Here is a 21,148-nt window from a genome sequence, read left to right as displayed (position 1 = left end):
TGGGGCGCCGGCGTCCGTGCGACGGGCTACTTCTTGGCAGCGGCCTTGGACTTGGCGTAGCGGGCCTCGAAGCGGGCGACGCGACCGCCGGTGTCGAGGATCTTCTGCTTGCCGGTGTAGAACGGGTGGCACGCCGAGCAGACGTCGGCGTGGATCGAGCCGCTCGTGGCGGTGCTGCGGGTGGTGAACGTGTTGCCGCAGGTGCAGGTCACCTGGGTCTCGACGTACGCCGGGTGGATGTCCTTCTTCATGGTGTCCTCTCGGGTCGCGGCCGCCGGGTCGCCGAGCGTGCTGTGCACGGCGTGAACCGGAGCCGAGGATCTATCTTGCCAGTCAACGCGGGCCGGGAGCGAATCCTTCCCCGCCCTGGGCGGGCGAGCCCGCTCGAGGTCAGTCGTTGCCGTTGGAGCTCGGCGTCGTCTTCTGCACCTGCATGAGGAACTCGATGTTGCTGTGCGTCTTCTTCAGGCGCTCCAGCAGGAGCTCGAGGGCCTGCTGGCCGTCGAGGCCCGAGAGCACGCGGCGGAGCTTCCAGATGATCGCCAGCTCCTCCTTGCTCATCAGGAGCTCCTCACGGCGGGTGCCCGACTGCACGGCGTCGATCGCGGGGTAGAGGCGCTTGTCGGCGAAGTCGCGGCGCAGGCGGATCTCCATGTTGCCGGTGCCCTTGAACTCCTCGAAGATCACCTCGTCCATCTTGGAGCCGCTCTCGATGAGTGCGGTGGCCAGGATGGTCAGTGAGCCGCCGTCCTCGATGTTGCGGGCCGCGCCGAAGAACCGCTTGGGCGGGTAGAGCGCCGCGGAGTCGACGCCACCGGAGAGGATCCGTCCGCTGGCCGGGGCCGCCAGGTTGTAGGCGCGGCCCAGTCGCGTGATGCCGTCGAGCAGCACCACCACGTCGTGGCCGAGCTCGACGAGGCGCTTGGCCCGCTCGATCGCGAGCTCGGCGACCATCGTGTGGTCGGAGGCCGGGCGGTCGAAGGTGGAGGAGATGACCTCTCCCTTGACCGACCGCTCGAAGTCGGTGACCTCCTCGGGTCGCTCGTCGACCAGGACGACCATGAGGTGACACTCGGGGTTGTTGGTGGTGATCGAGTTGGCGATCGACTGCATGATCATCGTCTTGCCGGCCTTGGCCGGGGAGACGATGAGGCCGCGCTGGCCCTTGCCGATCGGGGCGGCGATGTCGATGACCCGGCCGATCATGTTGGTCGAGTCGGTCTCCAGCCGCAGGCGCTCGGAGGCGTAGAGCGGGGTCAGCTTGCTGAACTCGACCCGGTGGCGCGAGGCGTCGGGGTCGCCGCCGTTGATCGAGTCGATGCGCACGAGCGGGTTGAACTTCTCCTTGCGCTCGCCCTCGCGCGGCTGGCGCACCTGGCCGGTGACCGCGTCGCCCTTGCGGAGCCCGAACTTGCGGGCCATCGACAGCGAGACGTAGACGTCGTTGGGGCTGGGCAGGTAGCCGCTGGTCCGGACGAACGCGTAGTTGTCGAGGATGTCGATGATGCCGGCCACGGGCACGAGCACGTCGTCCTCGGTGACCTCCAGGTCGACGTCCTGCATCCCGCCACCGCGCCGCTCGCGGAACGTGCTCGGCGGGCCCGCGACCTGACGGTCGCGCCCGCGACGGCGCCGGCTGCGCCGGCTCCCGCCGTCGTCGTCACGGTTGGCGGGCCGGCTGCCCTGGTTGCCCTGGTTGCCCTGGTTGCCCTGGTTGCCCTGGCCGCCCTGGTTGCCCTGGTTGCCCTGGTTGCCCTGGCCACCCTGCTGGCGGTTCTTGCCGCCCTGCTGGCGGTCCTGGTCCTGCTGGCGGTCGTGGTCCTGCGAGCCGCCGTCCTGCTGACGGTCGCGCCGCTCCTGCTTGTCCTGCTTCTCCTGCTTGTCCTGGCGGTCCTGGCGCTCGGGCCTGTCCTGACGCTCCTGCTTGTCCTGCCGGTCCTGCTTGTCCTGCCGGTCCTGGGGTGCCTCCGCGGGGGCGGACTCGCGCGCGGCGCGGGCCGGCTCGCGACCCTGGTCGCCACCCTGCTGGGCGTCCGGACGCTCCGGCTTCTCAGCGCGCGCAGGCCGGTCCTGGCCACCCTGACCGCTCCCCTGGCCACCCTGGCCGCCGCCCTGGGCGCTCCGGATGGCGTCGATGAGCTGGGCCTTCTTCATCGCGCTCACGCCCTTGATGCCGAGACCCCCGGCGATCTGCTTGAGCTCGGGGAGCAGCTTGCCGCTGAGGCCGCCGCCGCTCGCGCGCCGAGCCCCCGACGCCGGCGCGTCCGCGGGGACGTCCGGGGTGGAGGGGGTGCTGACTGCGGATTCCGACACGTGAGGTCCTTCCCACGTCGTGACCGTCCGGGGACCGGACGGCCGTCACATCTGGTGAGTTTCCGAGAACCCGGGGCCCAGGGGCCGCGTGGCAGAGCGCCACGGACCGGTCGACCGGGGATTCGAGAGAGGCAGCGCCTCGGCGGCTGGGAGTCGTCGCACGGGCGACGGCGTCCTCACGCCTGGGACGAGGGCCGAGCCCACCCTAGCACCGGGCGACCGAGACCGCCGTCACACGGGCCAGGACGGGACCGGCACCCGGTCAGCCGGGCACGTCCTGCGTGCGGACGCCGTCGGCGTCGACCGCCAGCGCGTGCAGCCGCCAGCCCTCCGGGCGGTGGGCCTCGACCGTGGCCTCCTGTCCGGGGCGGGCGAGGGCCAGGACCGAGGGGCCCGCTCCCGAGAGCACGGCGGGCACTCCGGCCGCGCGCAGGTCGGCGACCGCGGCCATGGTCTGCGGCATCGCCTCGGTGCGGTAGGGCTGGTGCAGGCGGTCGTCGCTGGCGTCGACCAGGACCTCGAGCGGGAGGGCGCCGCTCAGCGCAGCGACGAGGAGGGCGGTGCGGGCGGAGTTGAAGACCGCGTCAGCGTGGGACACCGACGTGGGCAGCAGCCCGCGGGCGACCTCGGTCTCCATCGGGTGGTCGGGCACGAGCACCAGCGGCACGACGTCGGCACGGACGTCGAGCCGGACCAGCTGGTACTGCGCGTCGGCCTCGTAGGCGAGGGTCAGCCCGCCGAAGACGGCCGGCGCGACGTTGTCGGGGTGCCCCTCGATGCGGGCCGCGAGCTCGAACAGGGCGTGATCGCTCCAGCGCTCGGGGCCGTCCTGGACCAGGGACCGGGCCGCCCAGAGCCCGGAGACGATCGCGGCCGAGGACGAGCCCAGCCCCCGCCCGTGGGGGACCTCGTTGCGGCAGTCCAGCCGCAGCCGGGGAGGCGTGACACCCATCGCCTGGAAGGCCGCGAACATCGCCCGATGGACGAGGTGGGTCTCGTCGAGCGGGACCTCGCCGGCCCCCTCGCCGGCGACTGTGATCACGGGGTCGCCGGTCTCGGTCGAGAGCACCTCGGTGACCACGTCGTCGTACAGCGTGAGGGCCAGGCCGAGGACGTCGAAGCCCGGACCGAGGTTGGCGCTGGTGGCCGGCACCCGGACCGCGACCGGCCCCTCGGCGAACGAGACCTGCTCCGTGTCGTGGGCCCGCTGGGCGTCCATCTAGGCGAGCCCCGCGGCCTCGGCGGCCGCGCTCACCTCGGGATCGACCACCACGTCGACCAGGTCGGTGAAGGTCGACAGCGCGGTGTCGATGTCCTTGAGCCCGTGGCCGGTCACCGTGACGACCATCGTCCGGCCGCGGAAGTCCTCCCCCGCGGCGACGTCCTGCAGCAGCCCCGCCACCGAGGCGGCCGAGCCGGGCTCGACGAAGATGCCCTCCGCGGCGGCCAGACGGCGCTGCGCGTCGAGGATCTGCTCGTCGGTGACCGAGCGGAAGCGGCCGCCCGAGGTCTCCGCCGCCTCGACCGCGAGGTGCCAGGAGGCCGGGTTGCCGATGCGGATCGCGGACGCCACGGTCTCGGGGTCGCGCACCACCTCGCCCCGCACCAGCGGCGACGCGCCCTCGGCCTGCCAGCCGAGCATCTGCGGGAGGCGGGTGCTCATGCCCTCGCGGTGGTACTCGGTGTAGCCCTTCCAGTACGCCGAGATGTTGCCGGCGTTGCCCACCGGCAGCACGTGCACGTCGGGTGCGTCGCCGAGCAGGTCGACGATCTCGAACGCCGCGGTCTTCTGCCCCTCGAGCCGGAACGGGTTGACCGAGTTGACCAGGGCGACCGGGAACTTCTCGGCCAGCTCGCGGCTGATGCGCAGGCAGTCGTCGAAGTTGCCGCGCACCATGATCACCTGGGCGCCGTGGACGATGGCCTGGGCCATCTTGCCGGCGGAGATCTTGCCCTGGGGGACGAGCACGAGCGGCTTGACCTTGGCGCGCGCGGCATAGGCGGCCATCGAGGCGCTGGTGTTGCCGGTGGACGCGCACACGACCGCCTTGGCGCCCTGCCCGACCGCCACCGACAGCGCGACGGTCATGCCGCGGTCCTTGAACGACCCGGTCGGGTTGGAGCCCTCGACCTTGATCCACACGTCGGCACCGGTGAGCCCGGAGAGCCACGGGCTGTCGACCAGGGGGGTGCCGCCCTCACGCAGGGTGTGGGTCGGGGTGCCCTCCGGCAGCGGGAGCCACTCGCGGTACTCCTCGATCACCCCGCGCCACTGGTGCGCACCGGTGCGTGCTGACTGGTTCACTCGCTGTCCCCCTCGACCCGCATCACCGAGGTCACCTCGCGGACCTCGCTCATCTCGCGCAGCGCGGCGACGGTCGCCGACAGCGCCTCGTCGGTGGCCCGGTGGGACACCACGACGAGCTGGGCGTCCTCGCCCCGACCCTGCTGGCGCACGGTCTGGATGGACACGTCCTGCTTGGCGAACTCCTGCGCCACCGCGGCCAGCACACCGGCCTTGTCCTCGACGTCGATCGCCACGTGGTAGCGCGTGGTCGTCGCGCCCATGGGCAGCACGCCCAGGTCGGCGTACGTCGACTCGCCGACGCCACGCACGTCCTGGAGCCGGTTGCGGGCGACCGTGACCAGGTCGCCGAGCACGGCCGAGGCGGTCGGCGAGCCCCCGGCACCGGGGCCGTAGAACATCAGCTGACCGGCGGCGTCGCTCTCCACGAAGACCGCGTTGTAGGCCTCGCGCACGCTGGCCAGCGGGTGGGACCTGGGGATCATCGCGGGGTGCACGCGGGCCGAGACCGCGGGGCCGTCGGGGCCCTCGACCAGGTCGCAGATCGCGAGCAGCTTGACCACGCTGCCCATCTGGCGTGCGGAGGCGACGTCGGCGGCGGAGACCTCGGAGATGCCCTCGCGGTGCACGTCGGTGGCGACCACACGGGTGTGGAAGGCCAGGCTGGCCAGGATCGCGGCCTTGGCCGCGGCGTCGAAGCCCTCCACGTCGGCGGTGGGGTCGGCCTCGGCGTAGCCCAGGGCCTGCGCCTCCTCGAGCGCCTCGGTGAAGCCGGCGCCGCTGGTGTCCATCTTGTCGAGGATGAAGTTGGTGGTGCCGTTGACGATGCCGAGCACACGGCGCACCCGGTCGCCCGCGAGGGACTCGCGCAACGGGCGCAGGATCGGGATCGCCCCGGCCACGGAGGCCTCGAAGTAGAGGTCGCGACCGGCTTTGTCGGCGGCGGCGAAGAGCGTCGCGCCGTCCTCGGCGAGCAGCGCCTTGTTGGCGGTGACCACGCTCGCCCCGTGCTCCAGCGCGGACAGGATCAGTGACCGGGCGGGCTCGATGCCGCCGATCACCTCGACGACCACGTCGACCCCCGAGGCGACCAGGCCGGCCGCGTCGGTGGTCAGCAGGCCCTCGGGGACCTCGACCTCGCGCCGCGCGTCGAGCCGGCGTACGGCGACGCCGACGAGCTCGACCGGCGCTCCCACCCGGGCCTCGAGGTCGGCGGACTGCTCCCGCAGCAGCCGGACCACCTGGCTGCCGACGGAGCCGCAGCCCAGCAGGGCCACCCGCACCGGTGTCGCGCTCACGTCCGTCACTCCCTCTGCTCCGCTCGCTGGCCGCCCCATCCTGTCAGCCCTCAGCCGAGGTCGCAGGCCAGCAGGTCGTCCTCGGTCTCGCGCCGGACCAGCACGGTGGTGCTGCCGTCGCGGACCGCGACCACCGGAGGGCGGAGCGCGTGGTTGTAGTTGCTCGACATCGAGCGGCAGTAGGCCCCCGTGCCGGGCACCGCCAGGAGGTCGCCCGGGAGGAGGTCACCGGGGACGAACTCGTCCTTGACCAGGATGTCGCCGGCCTCGCAGTGCTTGCCGACCACGCGGCCCAGCACCGGCTCGGCGTCGGAGCGCCGCGAGGCGATCGTGGCGGAGTAGTCGGCGTCGTACAGGGCGGTGCGGATGTTGTCGCTCATCCCGCCGTCGACGGAGACGTAGGACCGGACCGCTCCCCCGTCGAGCCCCACCGCCTTGACCGTGCCCACCTCGTAGAGGGTGCAGGTCGAGGGACCCACGATCGCCCGCCCCGGCTCGATCGACAGACGGGGTACGACGATGCCGAGCGCGCGGCACTCGTGCTCGACGATGCCGGTGAGCTCCTGGGCGAGCCGGTCGGGCTCGGCCGGGTCGTCCTGGGTGGTGTAGGCGATGCCGAAGCCGCCTCCCAGGTCGAGCTCGGGCAGCTCGCGGCCCAGCACCTCGGCCAGCCGCGCCTGCAGCGCCAGCACGCGCCGGGCGGCGACCTCGAAGCCCGAGGTGTCGAAGATCTGCGAGCCGATGTGGCTGTGCAGCCCGAGCAGGTCGAGCCCGTCGACGGCCTCGACCCGGCGGGCAGCGGCCTCGGCGTCGCCGGCGCTGATCGAGAAGCCGAACTTCTGGTCCTCGTGGGCGGTGGCGATGTACTCGTGCGTGTGCGCCTCCACGCCGGCGGTCACCCGGACCAGCACGCCGACCGGGTGGCGGGGGGCGGACCCGGCGAGCAGCGCCTCGAGCCGGTCGATCTCGTGGAAGGAGTCGACGATCACGCGGCCCACGCCGGCCTCGACGGCCCGGCGCAGCTCGCCGGTCGTCTTGTTGTTGCCGTGGAACCCGATCCGGGCGGGGTCGACCCCGGCGCGCAGCGCGACGCTCAGCTCGCCGCCCGAGCAGACGTCGAGGCTGAGCCCCTCCTCGGCGACCCAGCGGGCGACCGCCGTGCAGAGGAACGCCTTGCCGGCGTAGTAGACGTCGTAGTCGGCGAACGCCTGCCGGAAGGCGCGGGCCCGCGCGCGGAAGTCGGCCTCGTCCAGGACGTAGGCCGGCGTCCCCACCTCGCGGGCGAGGTCACGCAGGTCGACGCCGCCGACCTCCAGCGCGCCGTCGTCGTTCTTGCGGGCGGTCGAGGACCACAGCGACGGCACCAGGTCGTTGACCTCGCGCGGCGTGCGCAGCCAGGACGGCCCCCGGTGGTTGATGTCGGCGTGGAGGGCGCCCGCCTCGTGGGCCCTCACATCCGCTCCGGGGCGCTGACGCCGAGCAGGTCGAGGCCGTTGGCGAGCACGGTCCGGGTGGCGGCGACCAGCAGCAGCCGCGCGCGGTGGAGGTCGCCGGCCTCCTCGTCGCCCATCGGCAGCACCCGGCACACGTCGTAGAAGCGGTGGAAGGTCGCCGCGGTCTCCTCGAGGTAGCGCGCCACGCGGTGCGGCTCCCGCAGGCTCGCCGCGGCGGCGACCACCCGGGGGTACTCGGCGAGGGCACGCAGCAGCAGGCCCTCCCGCTCGTGGTCGAGCAGCGCCGGGTCGACCGAGGGGTCCACCGCGAGGCCGAGGTCGGCGGCGTTGCGGAGGATCGCGCTGAGCCGCGCGTGGGCGTACTGCACGTAGAAGACGGGGTTGTCCGAGCTCTGCCGGGTCACCGCCTCGACGTCGAGGGTGAGCGGTGAGTCGTTGGGGTAGCGCGCCAGCGTGTAGCGCAGCGCGTCGACGCCGATCAGCTCGACGATCTCGGCGAGGGAGACGATCGAGCCGGCCCGCTTGCTCAGCCGCACCTCCTGCCCGCCCCGCAGGATCTTGACCAGCTGGCCGATGAGCACCTCGATGGTGCTGTCCGGGTCGTCGCCGGCGCAGGCGGCCATGGCCCGCAGCCGCCCGACGTAGCCGTGGTGGTCGGCGCCGAGGAGGTAGACGCACAGGTCGAAGCCGCGCTCGCGCTTGTCGACGTAGTAGGCGGTGTCGGAGGCGAAGTAGGTCAGCTCGCCGTTGCCGCGGCGCAGCACCCGGTCCTTGTCGTCACCGAAGTCGGTGGTGCGCATCCACAGCGCGTCGTCGGCCTCGAACAGGTGGCCGGCCTTCTCCAGGACCTCGAGACCGTGCTGCACCTTGCCGTCGTCGAACAGCGAGCGCTCGGAGAACCACGTGTCGAAGTGCGTGCGCAGCCCCTCGAGGTCGGCCTGCTGGTCGGCCAGCTGGAGGCGGTAGCCCGCCTCCCGGAAGGCGACCAGCCGCTCCCCCTCGGGCAGCTCGAGGATCCCGGGCTCCTGGGCCACGACCTGGCGGGCCAGGTCGTGGACGTAGTCGCCGTGGTAGCCGTCCTCCGGCACCGGCCGCCCCAGCGCCGAGGCCTCGAGCGAGGCGCCGAACTTGTCCATCTGGCTGCCGCGGTCGTTGACGTAGAACTCCCGCACGACGTCCGCGCCCGCGGCCTCCATCACCCGGGCCAGGGCGTCGCCGACGGCCGCCCAGCGGGTGTGTCCCAGGTGCAGCGGCCCGGTCGGGTTGGCCGAGACGAACTCGACGTTGACCCGGCGGCCCGCCAGGGCGTCGCCCCGGCCGTAGGCCGCGCCTGCGGCCACGACCTGCGCGGCGACCGCGCCCTGGGCGCCGGCGTCGAGGGTGAGGTTGAGGAAGCCGGGACCTGCCACCTCGGCGGCCGCGACGGCCGGGTCGGCCACGAGCTCGGCGGCGAGCAGCTCGGCGAGCGCGCGCGGCGCCATGCCGGCGCGCTTGCCGAGCTGGAGGGCGACGTTGGTGGCGTAGTCGCCGTGGCCGCGCTGCTTGGGACGCTCGACGACGACGCTCTCGGGCAGCTCGGGCAGGTCGAGCTCACCGCGGTCCCGGAGGGCTCCGAGGGCGGCAACGACCAGGGCAGAGAGCTCGAGGGGGGTCACCTGCCCAAGCCTACAAAGGCCCCGCCGCACTCCCGGTCCGGAGTCCGTCCCCGTGACGTGTACGCTGGCCCGGCGCCGTGACGGCCACCGTCACGACTGGGCCACCGGCCCCCGTAGCTCAGGGGATAGAGCACCGCCCTCCGGAGGCGGGAGCGAAGGTTCGAATCCTTCCGGGGGCGCCCCTCCACTGGTCTCGTCCGCACCTGCGGCAGACCGGACTTTTACCCCATCGACGGCTCGCCGTCCCTACCCTGTCTGCGGGCCCGGTTCGTCGGCCCGTCGACACGGTGGGAGCACATACATGAGATCGAGCAAGACCCTGCGCGCGCGCGCCGCCGCCCTGGTGGCGGCCGCGGGACTGGCGCTGGCGGGAGCGGTGGTGCTGAGCACCCCCGCGGAGGCCGCCCTGACCGAGACCGGCTACGGCTTCCAGGCCACGGCCTACGGCACCCGGGTGCAGGCGCCCCAGGCGCAGGTCGGGCTGCCACGGACCGCCTTCTCCTACATCTACTGCACGCGGCTGGCCGGTCGCTCGCAGACCAACTCGCTCGAGGACCAGCTGGGCCTGCCGCTCAACGCCTCGCAGCCGCTGGTCAAGATCAACGCCGTCAAGACCTCCTCGCGCTCCTTCCGGGACGTGAGGCGCAACATCTCCGGCGCCTCCCAGGGCAGCACCTCGATCGGCTCGGTCGTCCTCGGTGGGATCGACGGCGGCCCCGAGCTCTCCTTCGACGGGCTCCGGACCGTCTCCACCGCCTGGGCCGACAACGACCGCAAGCTGCACGCGCGCAACGTGGTCTCGGCCCTCGACCTCGACCTCAAGCTGCCCACCCCGCCGAAGACCGGCACCCCCCTGGACGACCTGCTGGACGCCGTCAACAGCACGACGGGCGACGTCCTCGACCAGGTCATCGGCGTGCTGCAGGACAACCTGGGCAGCATCGAGATCCCGGGCCTCGGCACGATCTCGCTGGGCAGCTTCGACCGCCACTACGCCGGCAAGGTCAGTGCGGCGGCGTCGTCGTTCCTGTTCCGGCTCGACCTCTACGGTCTCGACGGCAAGAAGAGCACGCTCGAGGACAACATGCAGCTGGGCATCGGCCGCTCGTGGGCCCGCATCACCAAGGGCGTCCGCTCCGGTGTCATGGCCGGGGTCGGCGTCGGCAGCCGGGTCCAGACCGACACCGCCATCGGCGCGGTCGGGGACCTCGCCTGGAAGGAACTGCCCTGCGAGGGCACCCGTGACCGGGTGCGCACCCGCAAGGCCGCCACCGTCAACCTCGGCATGTCGGTCCCGACGGTCCTCAGCAACGCCAGCGGCTCGTCGTACGGCGTCCAGGGACGTCGCGGCCGGGCCGAGGCCTGGACCCGGGGCGCGGTCCAGAAGGTGACGGTCAACGGCACCAAGCTGGTCCTCGAGGGGGTCGTGGGACGCACCAACGTCCACCAGAGCTCCTCGGGCGCGGTCAGGACCGACTTCGCGGGCAGCCGCATCGGACGCATCCTGGTCAACGGCCGGGTGCTGGGCCGCGACGTGACACCGAGGACGGCGAGCTCGGTCAAGCTCCCGGAGATCCCCGGGGTCGTGAGCGTCCGCCTGTTCCCGCGCGGCAAGTGGCGCCGTGGCGGCCACATCAGCGCGGCGCAGGTGGTCCTGGCCGAGGCGGTGAAGCCGGTGACGGTGACCCTCGGCTACTCGCGGGCGGCGATCAAGCGCTACTGACCGCACCCGCACGACGCCCACGAGGGGCGGTGGCCGACCGGCCGCCGCCCCTCGTGCGTCCCGACGTGCCCGACGTGCCCGACGTGCCCCGGCACCGAGATGTCCGCTTCGCCCACACAGGCCCCCGATCCTCCTTACCCTGGACCTCGGTCCCGAGCGGCTCCGCAGTCTGGGCGGCGCCGACCTCAGGGGAGACCGGGACCGGCCACGTCCGGGGCGCACCCTGCCCCGGACCCTGACCTCGTGGGAGCACACCGATGGGACCGATCACGAGGCTGCGCTCGCGCGCGGCCGCCCTCGCGGTGACGGCGGGCCTGGCGCTCGGCGGCGCCGTCGTCCTCACCCCGGCGCCGGCGCAGGCCGCGCTGGCCGAGACCAGCTTCGGCTTCCAGGCCACGGCGTACGGCGCCCGGGCGCTGGCCCCGCAGGCCGACCTGACCCTCCCGCGGGTGGCCTTCTCCTACATCTACTGCACGCGCCTGGCCGGCCGGACCACCCAGAACTCCCTCGAGGACGAGATCGGCCTGCCGCTCAACGACCAGCAGCCCCTGGTCAAGGTCAACTCGGTCACGAGCCTCACCCGCTCCTACCGCGCGCCCAAGCGCGGCATCGCCGGGGCGTCCCAGGGCACCAGCCGGATCGGGTCGATCGTCGTCGGCGGCATCGACGGCGGTCCCGAGCTCAGCTTCACCGGGCTGCGGACCACCTCGACGGCGTGGGCGACCACCGACGGCAAGCTGCACGCCCGCAACCAGGTCTCGGCGCTCGACGTCGACCTGGTCCTGCCCGAGGCCCCTGCCACGGGGACCCCCCTGGACGACCTGCTCCACGCGATCAAGGACCAGGGCAGCGCCGCGATCGGCCAGGTGATCGACGTGCTCGGCGACAACGCCGGCGGCATCACCATCCCCGGCCTCGGCCGGATCTCGCTGCTCAAGGGCTTCAACCGCCGCGGCGTCGGCCGGACGACCGCCTACGCCTCCTCGTTCCTCATCCGCATCCAGCTCTTCGGCCAGGACCAGGACGAGAGCACGCTCGAGGACAACATCGAGCTCAACATCGGCCGCTCGTGGGCCCGCATCACCAAGGGCGTCCGCTCCGGCGTCATGGCCGGGGTCGGCGTGGGCGGCAGCGAGACCAACCGCGGCGGTCTCGGCAACTCCGGCGACATCGGGTGGAAGGAGCTGCCCTGCGAGGGCACCCGCGGCAAGGTCCGCACCCGCACGGCTCGGAGCGCCGAGTTCGGGGACACCAACCAGGCCACGGCCACCGGCCTCACCGGGTCGTCGTACGGCGTCCAGGGCCGCCGCGGCAAGGCCGTCGCCTGGACCCGGGGCACGGTCTCCAGGTTCGAGCTCAACGGCACCGACCTCGTCCTGGAGGGCGTGGTCGGCAGGGCCACGGTCCGCCAGAGCTCGTCCGGCGCCGTCTCGACGAGCTTCGCCGGGAGCCGGATCGACCGGATCCTGGTCGGCGGCAAGGTCAAGGCGCGCGACGTGACCCCGGCCAACGCCTCGCTGGTCCGGCTCGGGACGATCCCCGGCGTCTCCGCGATCCGGTTCTTCGTCCGGGACACGTGGCGACGGGGAGGCAACATCACCGCTGTCAAGGTGACGCTGACCGAGGCGACGGGCACCAGCACCCAGAACCTCGGCTACGCCCGGACGGCGATCAAGCGCTACTGACCGGTCCCCCGACCGGGGCGGGGCCGGGAGTGTGACGCGCTCGGCACCGTCCGTCCCTCCCCGAGGCACCCCACGTGCATGGGCGAGGGACTAGCCTTGTCGGCAGCGTTCCAGACGGACGTGCACCTTCGTACGCATCGGAAGAGGCGAGCTCAGTCGTGGCAGAGTCTGCTCAGGACAACCCGACCACCCCCCCATCCTCTGACTTCGGCGCCAACGAGTGGCTGGTCGAGGAGATGCAGGAGCGGTTCGAGCGGGATCCGAAGAGCGTCGACCAGGAGTGGGCCGACTACTTCGCCGCACGCAACGGGTCCTCCTCCAACGGCTCCTCCCAGGCTCCCGCCGAGAAGGCCCCCGCCAAGAAGGCACCGGAGAAGAAGGCGCCGGCCGAGAAGGCACCGGAGCAGAAGGCACCGGCCAAGAAGGCACCCGAGAAGAAGGCCCCCGCCGAGAAGGCGCCCGAGAAGGAGACCGGGTCCTCCGACTCCGGCACGAGCCCCAAGCCCCGCGCCGACGCCTCGCCCAACAAGGCCCCCTCGCGCACGTCCCGCGACTCCCAGCCCACCCCCCAGCCCGAGGCCAGCGACGAGCCCACGCTGACCACCCTCAAGGGCGCCCCCGCGCGCACCGTGCAGAACATGGACCTCTCGCTGAGCGTCCCGACCGCGACCAGCGTCCGGACCGTCCCGGTCAAGCTGCTGTGGGACAACCGCATCGTCATCAACAACCACCTCGCCCGCGCGCGTGGTGGCAAGGTCTCCTTCACCCACCTGATCGGCTACGCGCTGGTCAAGGCGCTCAAGACCATGCCGGAGATGAACAACGGCTTCGACGAGGTCGACGGCAAGCCGACCCTCATCCAGCCGGCCCACATCAACCTCGGCCTCGCCATCGACCTGCCCAAGGCCGACGGCACCCGCCAGCTCCTCGTGCCCTCGATCAAGGCCGCCGAGGACATGGACTTCGCGGGCTTCTGGACGGCCTACGAGGAGCTGATCCGCAAGGCCCGCGGCGGCAAGCTCGCCGTGACCGACTTCCAGGGCACGACGGTGTCCCTGACCAACCCGGGCACGATCGGCACCAACCACTCGGTGCCGCGCTTGATGAAGGGCCAGGGCTGCATCGTCGGCGTCGGCTCGATGGAGTACCCCCCCGAGTTCCAGGGCGCCTCCGACGACACCCTCGCCCGCAACGCGGTCAGCAAGATCATGACGCTGACCTCGACCTACGACCACCGCGTCATCCAGGGCGCGCAGTCCGGGGAGTTCCTCAAGCGCATCCACGCGCTGCTGCTGGGCGAGGACGGGTTCTACGACGAGATCTTCCGCTCGCTGCGCATCCCCTACGAGCCCATCCGCTGGTCCAAGGACATCTCCACCAGCCACGACGAGGACATCAGCAAGCAGGCCCGCATCCTCGAGCTGATCCACGCCTACCGCGTGCGCGGCCACATGATGGCCGACACCGACCCGCTGGAGTACCAGCAGCGCAGCCACCCCGACCTCGAGATCGAGTCCCACGGGCTCACGCTGTGGGACCTCGACCGCGAGTTCGCCACCGGCTCGTTCGGCGGCGAGCAGGCCTTCATGAAGCTGCGCGGCATCCTCGGCATCCTGCGCGACTCCTACTGCCGCACCATCGGCATCGAGTACATGCACATCCAGGACCCCGAGCAGCGCCGGTGGATCCAGGAGCGCGTGGAGAAGCCGCACAAGAAGCCCCCGCGCGAGGAGCAGCTGCGCATCCTGCGCAAGCTCAACCAGGCCGAGGCGTTCGAGACCTTCCTGCAGACCAAGTTCGTCGGCCAGAAGCGCTTCAGCCTCGAGGGCGGCGAGACCACGATCCCGCTGGTCGACGAGATCTGCGAGGCCGCGGCCGAGGCCAAGCTGCACGAGGTCTGCATCGGCATGGCCCACCGTGGGCGGCTCAACGTGCTGGCCAACATCGTCGGCAAGTCCTACAACCAGATCTTCCGCGAGTTCGAGGGCAACATCGACCCGCGCACGATCCAGGGGTCGGGCGACGTGAAGTACCACCTGGGCGCCGACGGCGTCTTCGTGGCGGAGGACGGCGCCAAGATCAACGTCTCGGTCGCGGCCAACCCCTCGCACCTCGAGACCGTCGACCCGGTGCTCGAGGGCATCGCGCGCGCCAAGCAGGACGTGCTCGACCGCGGCGCGGAGTTCCCCGTCCTGCCGCTGCTGATCCACGGCGACGCGGCGTTCGCCGGCCAGGGCGTGGTCGCCGAGACGCTCAACCTCTCGCAGCTGCGCGGCTACCGCACCGGCGGCACGATCCACGTCGTCGTCAACAACCAGGTCGGCTTCACCACCTCGCCGTCCTCGTCGCGCTCCTCGCTCTACTGCACCGACGTGGCGCGGATGGTCCAGGCGCCGATCTTCCACGTCAACGGCGACGACCCCGAGGCCTGCATCCGCGTGGCGCGGCTGGCGTTCGAGTACCGCGAGGCGTTCAAGAAGGACGTCGTCATCGACCTGGTCTGCTACCGCCGCCGCGGTCACAACGAGGGCGACGACCCGTCCTACACCCAGCCGCTGATGTACGACCTGATCGAGCAGAAGCGCTCGGTGCGCAAGCTCTACACCGAGTCCCTCATCGGACGTGGCGACATCACGATCGAGGAGGCCGAGGAGGTCCTCAAGGACTACCAGCAGCAGCTGGAGCGGGTCTTCCGCGACGTCCGTGAGGGTGAGAAGCAGCCCGACGAGTGGCTGACCGTCCCGGACTACCCCGAGAAGCCGCAGGCCGAGAAGGCGACCGCGATCAGCCGCGAGGTGCTCAAGCGGGTCGCCGACTCCTACCTCAACGCCCCCGACGGCTTCACCGTGCACCCCAAGGTGCTCCCCCAGCTCCAGCGCCGCGCGGCCGCCATCACCGCCGGCCCGATCGACTGGGGCACCGGCGAGATCGTGGCCTTCGCCTCGCTGCTGCTCGAGGGTCGTCCCGTCCGGCTCGCCGGCCAGGACTCCCGCCGCGGCACGTTCGCCCAGCGGTTCGCGGTCATCATCGACCGCGAGAACGCCGACGAGTGGACCCCGCTGTCCAACCTGGGCGAGGAGCAGGAGAAGTTCTACGTCTACGACTCGCTGCTCTCGGAGTACGCCGCCCTCGGCTTCGAGTACGGCTACTCCGTCGCCCGTCCCGAGGCGCTGGTGCTGTGGGAGGCGCAGTTCGGCGACTTCGTCAACGGCGCCCAGACCATCATCGACGAGTACATCTCCTCCAGCGAGGCCAAGTGGGGCCAGCAGTCGGGTGTGGTGCTCCTGCTTCCCCACGGCTACGAGGGCCAGGGTCCCGACCACTCCTCGGCCCGCATCGAGCGCTTCCTGACCATGGCCGCCGAGGACGCCTTCGTGGTCGCCCAGCCCTCGACGCCGGCGAGCTACTTCCACCTGCTGCGCCAGCACTCGCTCGGCGAGCGGCACCGCCCGATGATCGTCTTCACGCCCAAGTCGATGCTCAAGCGCAAGGAGGCGGCCTCCCAGCCGGAGGACTTCACCGAGGGCACCTTCCGCCCGGTCATCGGCGACGACACCGTCGACCCCGACAAGGTGACCAAGGTGCTCATGTGCTCGGGTCGCATCACCTGGGACCTCGTGGTCGAGCGCAAGAAGCGGGAGGGCGACGAGCCCACGACGCCGATCGTCCGCATCGAGCAGCTCTACCCGCGCCCGCTCAAGGAGCTCAAGGCCGAGCTGGCGAAGTACCCCGACCTCACCGAGGTGCGCTGGGTGCAGGACGAGCCGGCCAACATGGGTCCGTGGCCGCACCTGGCGCTCAACCTGCTCCCGGAGCTCGACGTGGACTTCTCGCGGGTCTCGCGCCCGGAGAGCACCTCGCCGTCGGTGGGCCAGCACAGTCGTCACGTCGAGGAGCAGAAGACCCTGCTCCAGCAGGCGTTCGCCGACTGAGCCGGCCGGGTCAGAGGAGGCACGGGTGTACTTCACCGATCGAGGCATCGAGGAGCTGACCGGCCGGCGTGGCGAGGAGGAGGTCTCCTTCGCCTGGCTGGCCGACCGGTTCTCGGAGTTCGTCGACCTCAACCCCGAGTTCGAGGTGCCCGTCGAGCGCCTGGCCACCTGGCTGGCCCGTCTCGACGACGAGGACGACGACCTCCCCGACCTCTAGGACCGGTTTCAGGGCCACCTCGAGGGGGGTAGAGCCAGAGCACACCTGTCCACTCACCCGGAGACCGTGCTCATGAGCTTCGACCTGTCCCTCACCCCTGCCCAGCTCGACCTGGTCGAGCGTGCGCACGCGTTCGCGGAGGACGTGGTGCGGCCCGTCGCGCAGGAGTACGACCAGCGCCAGGAGTTCCCGTGGCCGGTCCTGGAGGAGGCGGCCGAGCAGGGCTTCTACAACCCGTTGTTCTACCGCGACCTCATCGGTGACCCCACCGGCCTCAGCCTCCCGTTGTTCATGGAGGAGCTGTTCTGGGGCTGCGCCGGCATCGGCCTGGCCGTCGTGATGCCCGCCCTGGCCCTCTCGGCCATCGGCCAGGCGGCGACGCCGGAGCAGATGCTGAGGTGGGCGCCGGAGTGCTTCGGCGAGCCCGGCGACCTCAAGCTGGCGGCCCTGGCGATCTCCGAGCCGCAGGGCGGCAGCGACGTGAAGAACCTCCGGACCACCGCCCGCCGCGACGGCGACGACTGGATCATCGACGGCCACAAGATGTGGATCGGCAACGGCGGCATCGCCGACGTCCACGTCGTCAACGCCTCGGTGGACCCCGAGCTCGGGCACCGGGGCCAGGCGATGTTCATCGTCCCAGGAGGCACCCCGGGGCTCGAGCTGGTGCGCAAGCTCGACAAGCTCGGGTGCCGGGCCTCCCACACCGCCGAGCTCAGGCTCGACGGGGTGCGGCTGCCGGGCGAGAACCTCCTCGGCGGCGACGACAAGCTCGAGCACAAGCTGGCCAAGGTGCGGGAGGAGGACGCCTCCGCGGCACCCGAGGGCAAGCGCTCCAGCACGCTCGGCGCCTTCGAGCAGACCCGGCCGATGGTGGCGGCCCAGGCGCTCGGCATCGCGCGGGCCGCACTCGACTACGCCACGTCGTACGCCAACGAGCGCGAGGCGTTCGGCGCACCGATCATCGACAACCAGGGCATCTCCTTCGCTCTCGCCGACCTCTACGCGCGGCTCGACGCCGCCCGCCTGATGACCTGGCGGGCGTCGTGGATGGCAGCGCAGAAGGTGCCCTTCCAGCACGCCGAGGGGTCGATGTCGAAGCTCCTGGCCAGCGAGCTCGCCGTCGACGCGACCGAGAAGGCGATCCAGGTGATGGGCGGCTGGGGCTACATCACCGACCACCCGGTGGAGAAGTGGTACCGCGACGCCAAGCTCTACACGATCTTCGAGGGCACCAGCGAGATCCAGCGGCTGATCATCGGCCGCACCCTGGGGGCCTCCGCCACCCCGCCGCCGCCGGTCCACGTGACCGCGCCGACCGACGGCCCGCCGCTCAACGCCGTGTGGGGCCGCGGCACGCCCAACCGCACCAAGGTCGCCCAGGCCGCGCTGCGGTCGAAGGACCGCGTGCCGGGCCCGATCATGGGCGTGGCGATGAAGCTCCTCTCCCCGCCCGGGAGGAAGTAGCGATGATCGAGCCTGTCGAGATCACGTGGTCTCGACAGGCTCGACCACCGGGCTAACGGGTGAAGACGATCTTGCCGAAGACGTCGCCCTCGGCCATCGCGGCGAACCCGTCGGGGGCCTGGTCCATCGGGAGCGTGCGGTCGACCAGCGGCTTGGTGCCGGTGGCGTCGAGGAGCTGCACCAGGGAGGCGAGCTCGTCGCGGGTGCCCATCGTCGAGCCGACGACGCTCAGCTGGAGGAAGAAGATGCGGGTGAGCTCGGCGTCGTCGAGCTGGGGCCCGCTGGTCGTCCCGCTGATCACCAGGGAACCGCCCGGACGCAGCGAGCGGATCGAGTGGGACCAGGTGGCGCGGCCGACGGTCTCCATCACCGCGTCGACCTTGCCGGGCAGCCGGGCCCCGGAGTCGAAGACGTCGTGGGCGCCGAGCTCGAGGGCGCGCGAGCGCTTGGACTCGTCGCGGCTGGTCGCCCAGACCCGCAGGCCGGCCGCGCGGCCGAGGACGATGCAGGCGGTGGCCACGCCCCCGCCGGCGCCCTGCACGAGCACGGAGTCGCCGGCCTTGAGCCCGCCGCGGGTGAACAGCATGCGGTAGGCGGTCAGCCACGCGGTCGGCAGGCACGCGGCCTCCTCGAAGCTGAGGGAGGCGGGCTTGGGCACGACGTTACGGCGGGGCACGGCCACCTTGTCGGCGAAGGTGCCCTGGTGGCGCTCGCTGAGCAGCGAGCGGCGCGGGTCGAAGGTCTCGTCACCGGTCCACGCGGGGTCGGAGACGACCGCGTGGACGACGACCTCGTTGCCGTCCTCGTCGAGGCCGGCCGCGTCGCAGCCGAGGATCATCGGCAGCGAGTCCTCCTTGAGGCCCACCCCGCGCAGCGACCAGAGGTCGTGGTGGTTGAGCGAGGCGGCCTTGACCTGGACCGTGGTCCAGCCGTCAGGCACCTCCGGGTCGGGCCGCTCGCCGACCACGAGGCCGGAGAGCGGGTCGTCGCTGCTGAACGAGGAGGCGTAGACGGCGAACATCCCGCCAGCCTAGCCAGCGGTGCGGGCCACCCCGTCGCGGCGTGCGGCCTCGGACACCGCCGCGGAGACCGCCGGGCCGACCCGCGGGTCGAACGGCGACGGCACGATGTAGTCCTCGCGCAGGTCCTCACCCACCAGGTCGGCGATCGCGGTGGCCGCGGCGAGCTTCATGCCCTCGGTGATCGCGCGGGCCCGCACGTCGAACGCGCCGCGGAAGATGCCGGGGAAGGCCAGGACGTTGTTGATCTGGTTGGGGAAGTCCGAGCGCCCGGTGGCCACGACCCGGGCGAACCGGTGTGCCACGTCGGGGTGGACCTCGGGGGTGGGGTTGGCCAGCCCGAAGATCACCGCGTCGGGGGCCATCGTCGCGACGACCTCCTCGGGCACGGTGCCGCCGGAGACGCCGATGTAGACGTCGGCGCCGCGCATCGCGTCGGTCAGGGTGCCCTGGCGACCGGTGAGGTCGGCGGTGTCGCGTGCCAGGTCGGCCTTGACCGGCGTGAGGTCGGCCCGGCCGCTGTGGAGGATGCCACGGCGGTCGGTGACCGCGAGGTCCTTGATCCCGGCGGCCAGCAGGATGCGGGCGACCGCGACGCCCGCGGCGCCGGCCCCCGAGATGACCACGCGGGTGGTCTCGTGCAGGCGCCCGGTCAGGCGCAGGGCGTTCTCGAGGGCGGCGAGGGCGACGACCGCGGTGCCGTGCTGGTCGTCGTGGAACACGGGGATGTCGAGCAGGTCCTTGAGCCGCTGCTCGATCTCGAAGCACCGGGGCGCGGAGATGTCCTCGAGGTTGATGCCCCCGAAGCTGGGCGCCAGGCGGGCCACGGTCTCGACGATCTCGTCGGTGTCGGTGGTGTCGAGGCAGATCGGCACCGCGTCGACCCCGCCGAACTGCTTGAACAGCACGGCCTTGCCCTCCATCACGGGCATGGCGGCGGCGGGACCGATGTCACCGAGGCCGAGGACCGCGGTGCCGTCGGTGACGACCGCGACGGTGTTGGCCACCCAGGTGTAGTCGTTGACCAGGGCCGGGTCGGCGGCGATCGCCTCGCAGACCTCGGCGACCCCCGGGGTGTAGGCCAGGGACAGGTCGTCGCGGCCCTCGAGGGGCACGGTGGAGCGGATCTCCATCTTGCCCCGCAGGTGCAGGTCGAAGACCGGGGACCCGGCATGAGCGGCAGCGGGGCCGCCGGCACCGACGGTGGGGGGAGGCGTGGTCACGACGGATCAGTCTCCCACAGCCCTTCGGGGGAGGCGCACGAGCACGCGACCGACCACATCGTGGTCAGGGATCGCGCCCACGGACCAGGAGTCGACGCCCGTCGCGACGTTGTCCCGCTCGACCCACCAGCCGTCCTGGCCGTGGGAGGTCGCGCGCTTGACCGCGACCGTCCCGTCCGGCAGGCGTACGACGGCCAGTCCGCCCCTGCGCGGGCGCAGACCGTGCGCCACGACGAGCAGGTCGCCGGCGCGGAGGGTGGGCTCCATCGACCGGCCGTGCACCCGCGCCAGACCGAGCCGGATCACGGTCGTTCCCTCCCTTGGGGTGAGGTGCCCGGCAGGCGCGCGGGGAGGCGTACCGGCGTCTCGACCATCGGAGTAGTGTCGCAGGACAGCATGACCTGACCCTGCTCCAGACACCCCGACCGAAGGGACCCCGAATGCTCTCGCGGATCTTCGCCCGCACCCTCGACGTGCACGCTCACTGCGACCTCCCCTGCGGTGTCTACGACCCCGCCCAGGCCCGCATCGAGGCCGAGTCGATCAAGGCGATCATCGGCAAGCTGGCCGACAACGACGACCCCGACTTCCGCACGCGCGCGGTGATCATCAAGGAGCAGCGCTCCGAGCTGGTCAAGCACCACCTCTGGGTGCTGTGGACCGACTACTTCAAGCCCCCGCACTTCGAGAAGTACCCCCAGCTCCACACGCTGTTCAACGAGGCCACCAAGCTCGCCGGCGCGACCGGCACCAAGGGCTCCATGGACGCCTCCGTCGCCGACGACCTGCTGGCCAAGATCGACGAGATCGCCGAGATCTTCGCCGAGACCAAGAAGGGCTGAGCCACTTCGCGCCGA

At 71.9% G+C, this 21,148-nt stretch carries 16 protein-coding genes and 1 tRNA gene; 7 read left to right on the top strand and 10 right to left on the bottom strand.

Annotation, left to right across the window (positions count from 1 at the left end):
- Positions 1-26 precede the first annotated feature (26 nt).
- The 7 genes from rpmE to argS form a co-directional block, all read right to left on the bottom strand.
- Complete coding sequence (gene rpmE, locus J2S63_RS15865; RefSeq protein WP_310306722.1) at positions 27-251, bottom strand: 50S ribosomal protein L31; 225 nt, start codon at positions 249-251, stop codon at positions 27-29.
- A 139-nt stretch (positions 252-390) separates the two neighbouring features.
- Entirely contained in the window at positions 391-2,313 is a 1,923-nt protein-coding gene (gene rho / locus J2S63_RS15860) for a transcription termination factor Rho (RefSeq protein ID WP_374725118.1), read from the bottom strand.
- A gap of 262 nt (positions 2,314-2,575) precedes the next feature.
- Positions 2,576-3,532 (bottom strand): homoserine kinase, encoded by a 957-nt coding sequence (gene thrB / locus J2S63_RS15855; protein ID WP_310304180.1) that lies wholly within the window; start codon positions 3,530-3,532, stop codon positions 2,576-2,578.
- Positions 3,533-4,618: a threonine synthase gene (gene thrC, locus J2S63_RS15850; RefSeq protein WP_310304178.1), complete on the bottom strand. Its 1,086-nt coding sequence runs from the start codon at positions 4,616-4,618 to the stop codon at positions 3,533-3,535.
- On the bottom strand, positions 4,615-5,955 hold the full coding sequence (locus J2S63_RS15845; protein ID WP_310304176.1) for a homoserine dehydrogenase: 1,341 nt from the start codon (positions 5,953-5,955) through the stop codon (positions 4,615-4,617). The genes thrC and J2S63_RS15845 overlap by 4 nt, the downstream gene beginning before the upstream one ends.
- Before the next feature lie 11 nt (positions 5,956-5,966).
- On the bottom strand, positions 5,967-7,370 hold the full coding sequence (lysA, locus tag J2S63_RS15840; RefSeq protein ID WP_310304174.1) for a diaminopimelate decarboxylase: 1,404 nt from the start codon (positions 7,368-7,370) through the stop codon (positions 5,967-5,969).
- Positions 7,367-9,025 carry an arginine--tRNA ligase gene (gene argS, locus J2S63_RS15835; RefSeq protein ID WP_310304172.1) on the bottom strand — a complete coding sequence of 553 codons (1,659 nt, stop codon included), beginning with the start codon at positions 9,023-9,025 and terminating at the stop codon, positions 7,367-7,369. Before argS ends, lysA begins: the two co-directional genes overlap by 4 nt.
- A 107-nt stretch (positions 9,026-9,132) precedes the next feature.
- Here argS and J2S63_RS15830 point away from each other — a divergent pair.
- The 6 genes from J2S63_RS15830 to J2S63_RS15805 all read left to right on the top strand — a co-directional run bounded on the left by J2S63_RS15830 (position 9,133) and on the right by J2S63_RS15805 (position 18,049).
- Positions 9,133-9,204, top strand: a tRNA-Arg gene (locus J2S63_RS15830).
- 122 nt (positions 9,205-9,326) lie between these two features.
- Positions 9,327-10,748 carry a choice-of-anchor P domain-containing protein gene (locus tag J2S63_RS15825; protein WP_310304169.1) on the top strand — a complete coding sequence of 474 codons (1,422 nt, stop codon included), beginning with the start codon at positions 9,327-9,329 and terminating at the stop codon, positions 10,746-10,748.
- Positions 10,749-11,005: 257 nt separating this feature from the next.
- Positions 11,006-12,433, top strand: coding sequence for a hypothetical protein (locus J2S63_RS15820; RefSeq protein WP_310304167.1), 1,428 nt, complete (start codon positions 11,006-11,008; stop codon positions 12,431-12,433).
- 158 nt (positions 12,434-12,591) lie between these two features.
- Positions 12,592-16,365, top strand: coding sequence for a multifunctional oxoglutarate decarboxylase/oxoglutarate dehydrogenase thiamine pyrophosphate-binding subunit/dihydrolipoyllysine-residue succinyltransferase subunit (locus J2S63_RS15815; protein ID WP_310304165.1), 3,774 nt, complete (start codon positions 12,592-12,594; stop codon positions 16,363-16,365).
- Positions 16,366-16,390: 25 nt separating this feature from the next.
- Entirely contained in the window at positions 16,391-16,582 is a 192-nt protein-coding gene (locus J2S63_RS15810; RefSeq protein WP_310304162.1) for a DUF6104 family protein, read from the top strand.
- Between the two features lie 72 nt (positions 16,583-16,654).
- Positions 16,655-18,049: an acyl-CoA dehydrogenase family protein gene (locus tag J2S63_RS15805; protein WP_310304160.1), complete on the top strand. Its 1,395-nt coding sequence runs from the start codon at positions 16,655-16,657 to the stop codon at positions 18,047-18,049.
- A gap of 52 nt (positions 18,050-18,101) precedes the next feature.
- Here J2S63_RS15805 and J2S63_RS15800 read toward each other — a convergent pair whose 3' ends face one another.
- From J2S63_RS15800 to J2S63_RS15790, 3 genes are all read right to left on the bottom strand, one after another.
- Entirely contained in the window at positions 18,102-19,070 is a 969-nt protein-coding gene (locus J2S63_RS15800; RefSeq protein WP_310304157.1) for a zinc-binding dehydrogenase, read from the bottom strand.
- Positions 19,071-19,079: 9 nt separating this feature from the next.
- Positions 19,080-20,201, bottom strand: a complete 1,122-nt coding sequence (locus tag J2S63_RS15795; protein ID WP_310306718.1) for an NAD(P)-dependent malic enzyme — start codon at positions 20,199-20,201, stop codon at positions 19,080-19,082.
- Positions 20,202-20,297: 96 nt separating this feature from the next.
- Positions 20,298-20,597, bottom strand: coding sequence for a S24/S26 family peptidase (locus tag J2S63_RS15790; protein WP_310304155.1), 300 nt, complete (start codon positions 20,595-20,597; stop codon positions 20,298-20,300).
- Positions 20,598-20,731: 134 nt separating this feature from the next.
- Between J2S63_RS15790 and sodN the strand changes: the two genes are divergently transcribed.
- Positions 20,732-21,133 carry a superoxide dismutase, Ni gene (gene sodN / locus J2S63_RS15785; protein WP_310304152.1) on the top strand — a complete coding sequence of 134 codons (402 nt, stop codon included), beginning with the start codon at positions 20,732-20,734 and terminating at the stop codon, positions 21,131-21,133.
- Positions 21,134-21,148: the final 15 nt, after the last annotated feature.

It is taken from the genome of Nocardioides marmoribigeumensis (assembly GCF_031458325.1).
GTDB classification, from domain to species: domain Bacteria; phylum Actinomycetota; class Actinomycetes; order Propionibacteriales; family Nocardioidaceae; genus Marmoricola_A; species Marmoricola_A marmoribigeumensis.
Note: the sequence above shows the minus strand (reverse complement) of the source record. Positions and strands in the feature narration are given on the sequence as shown.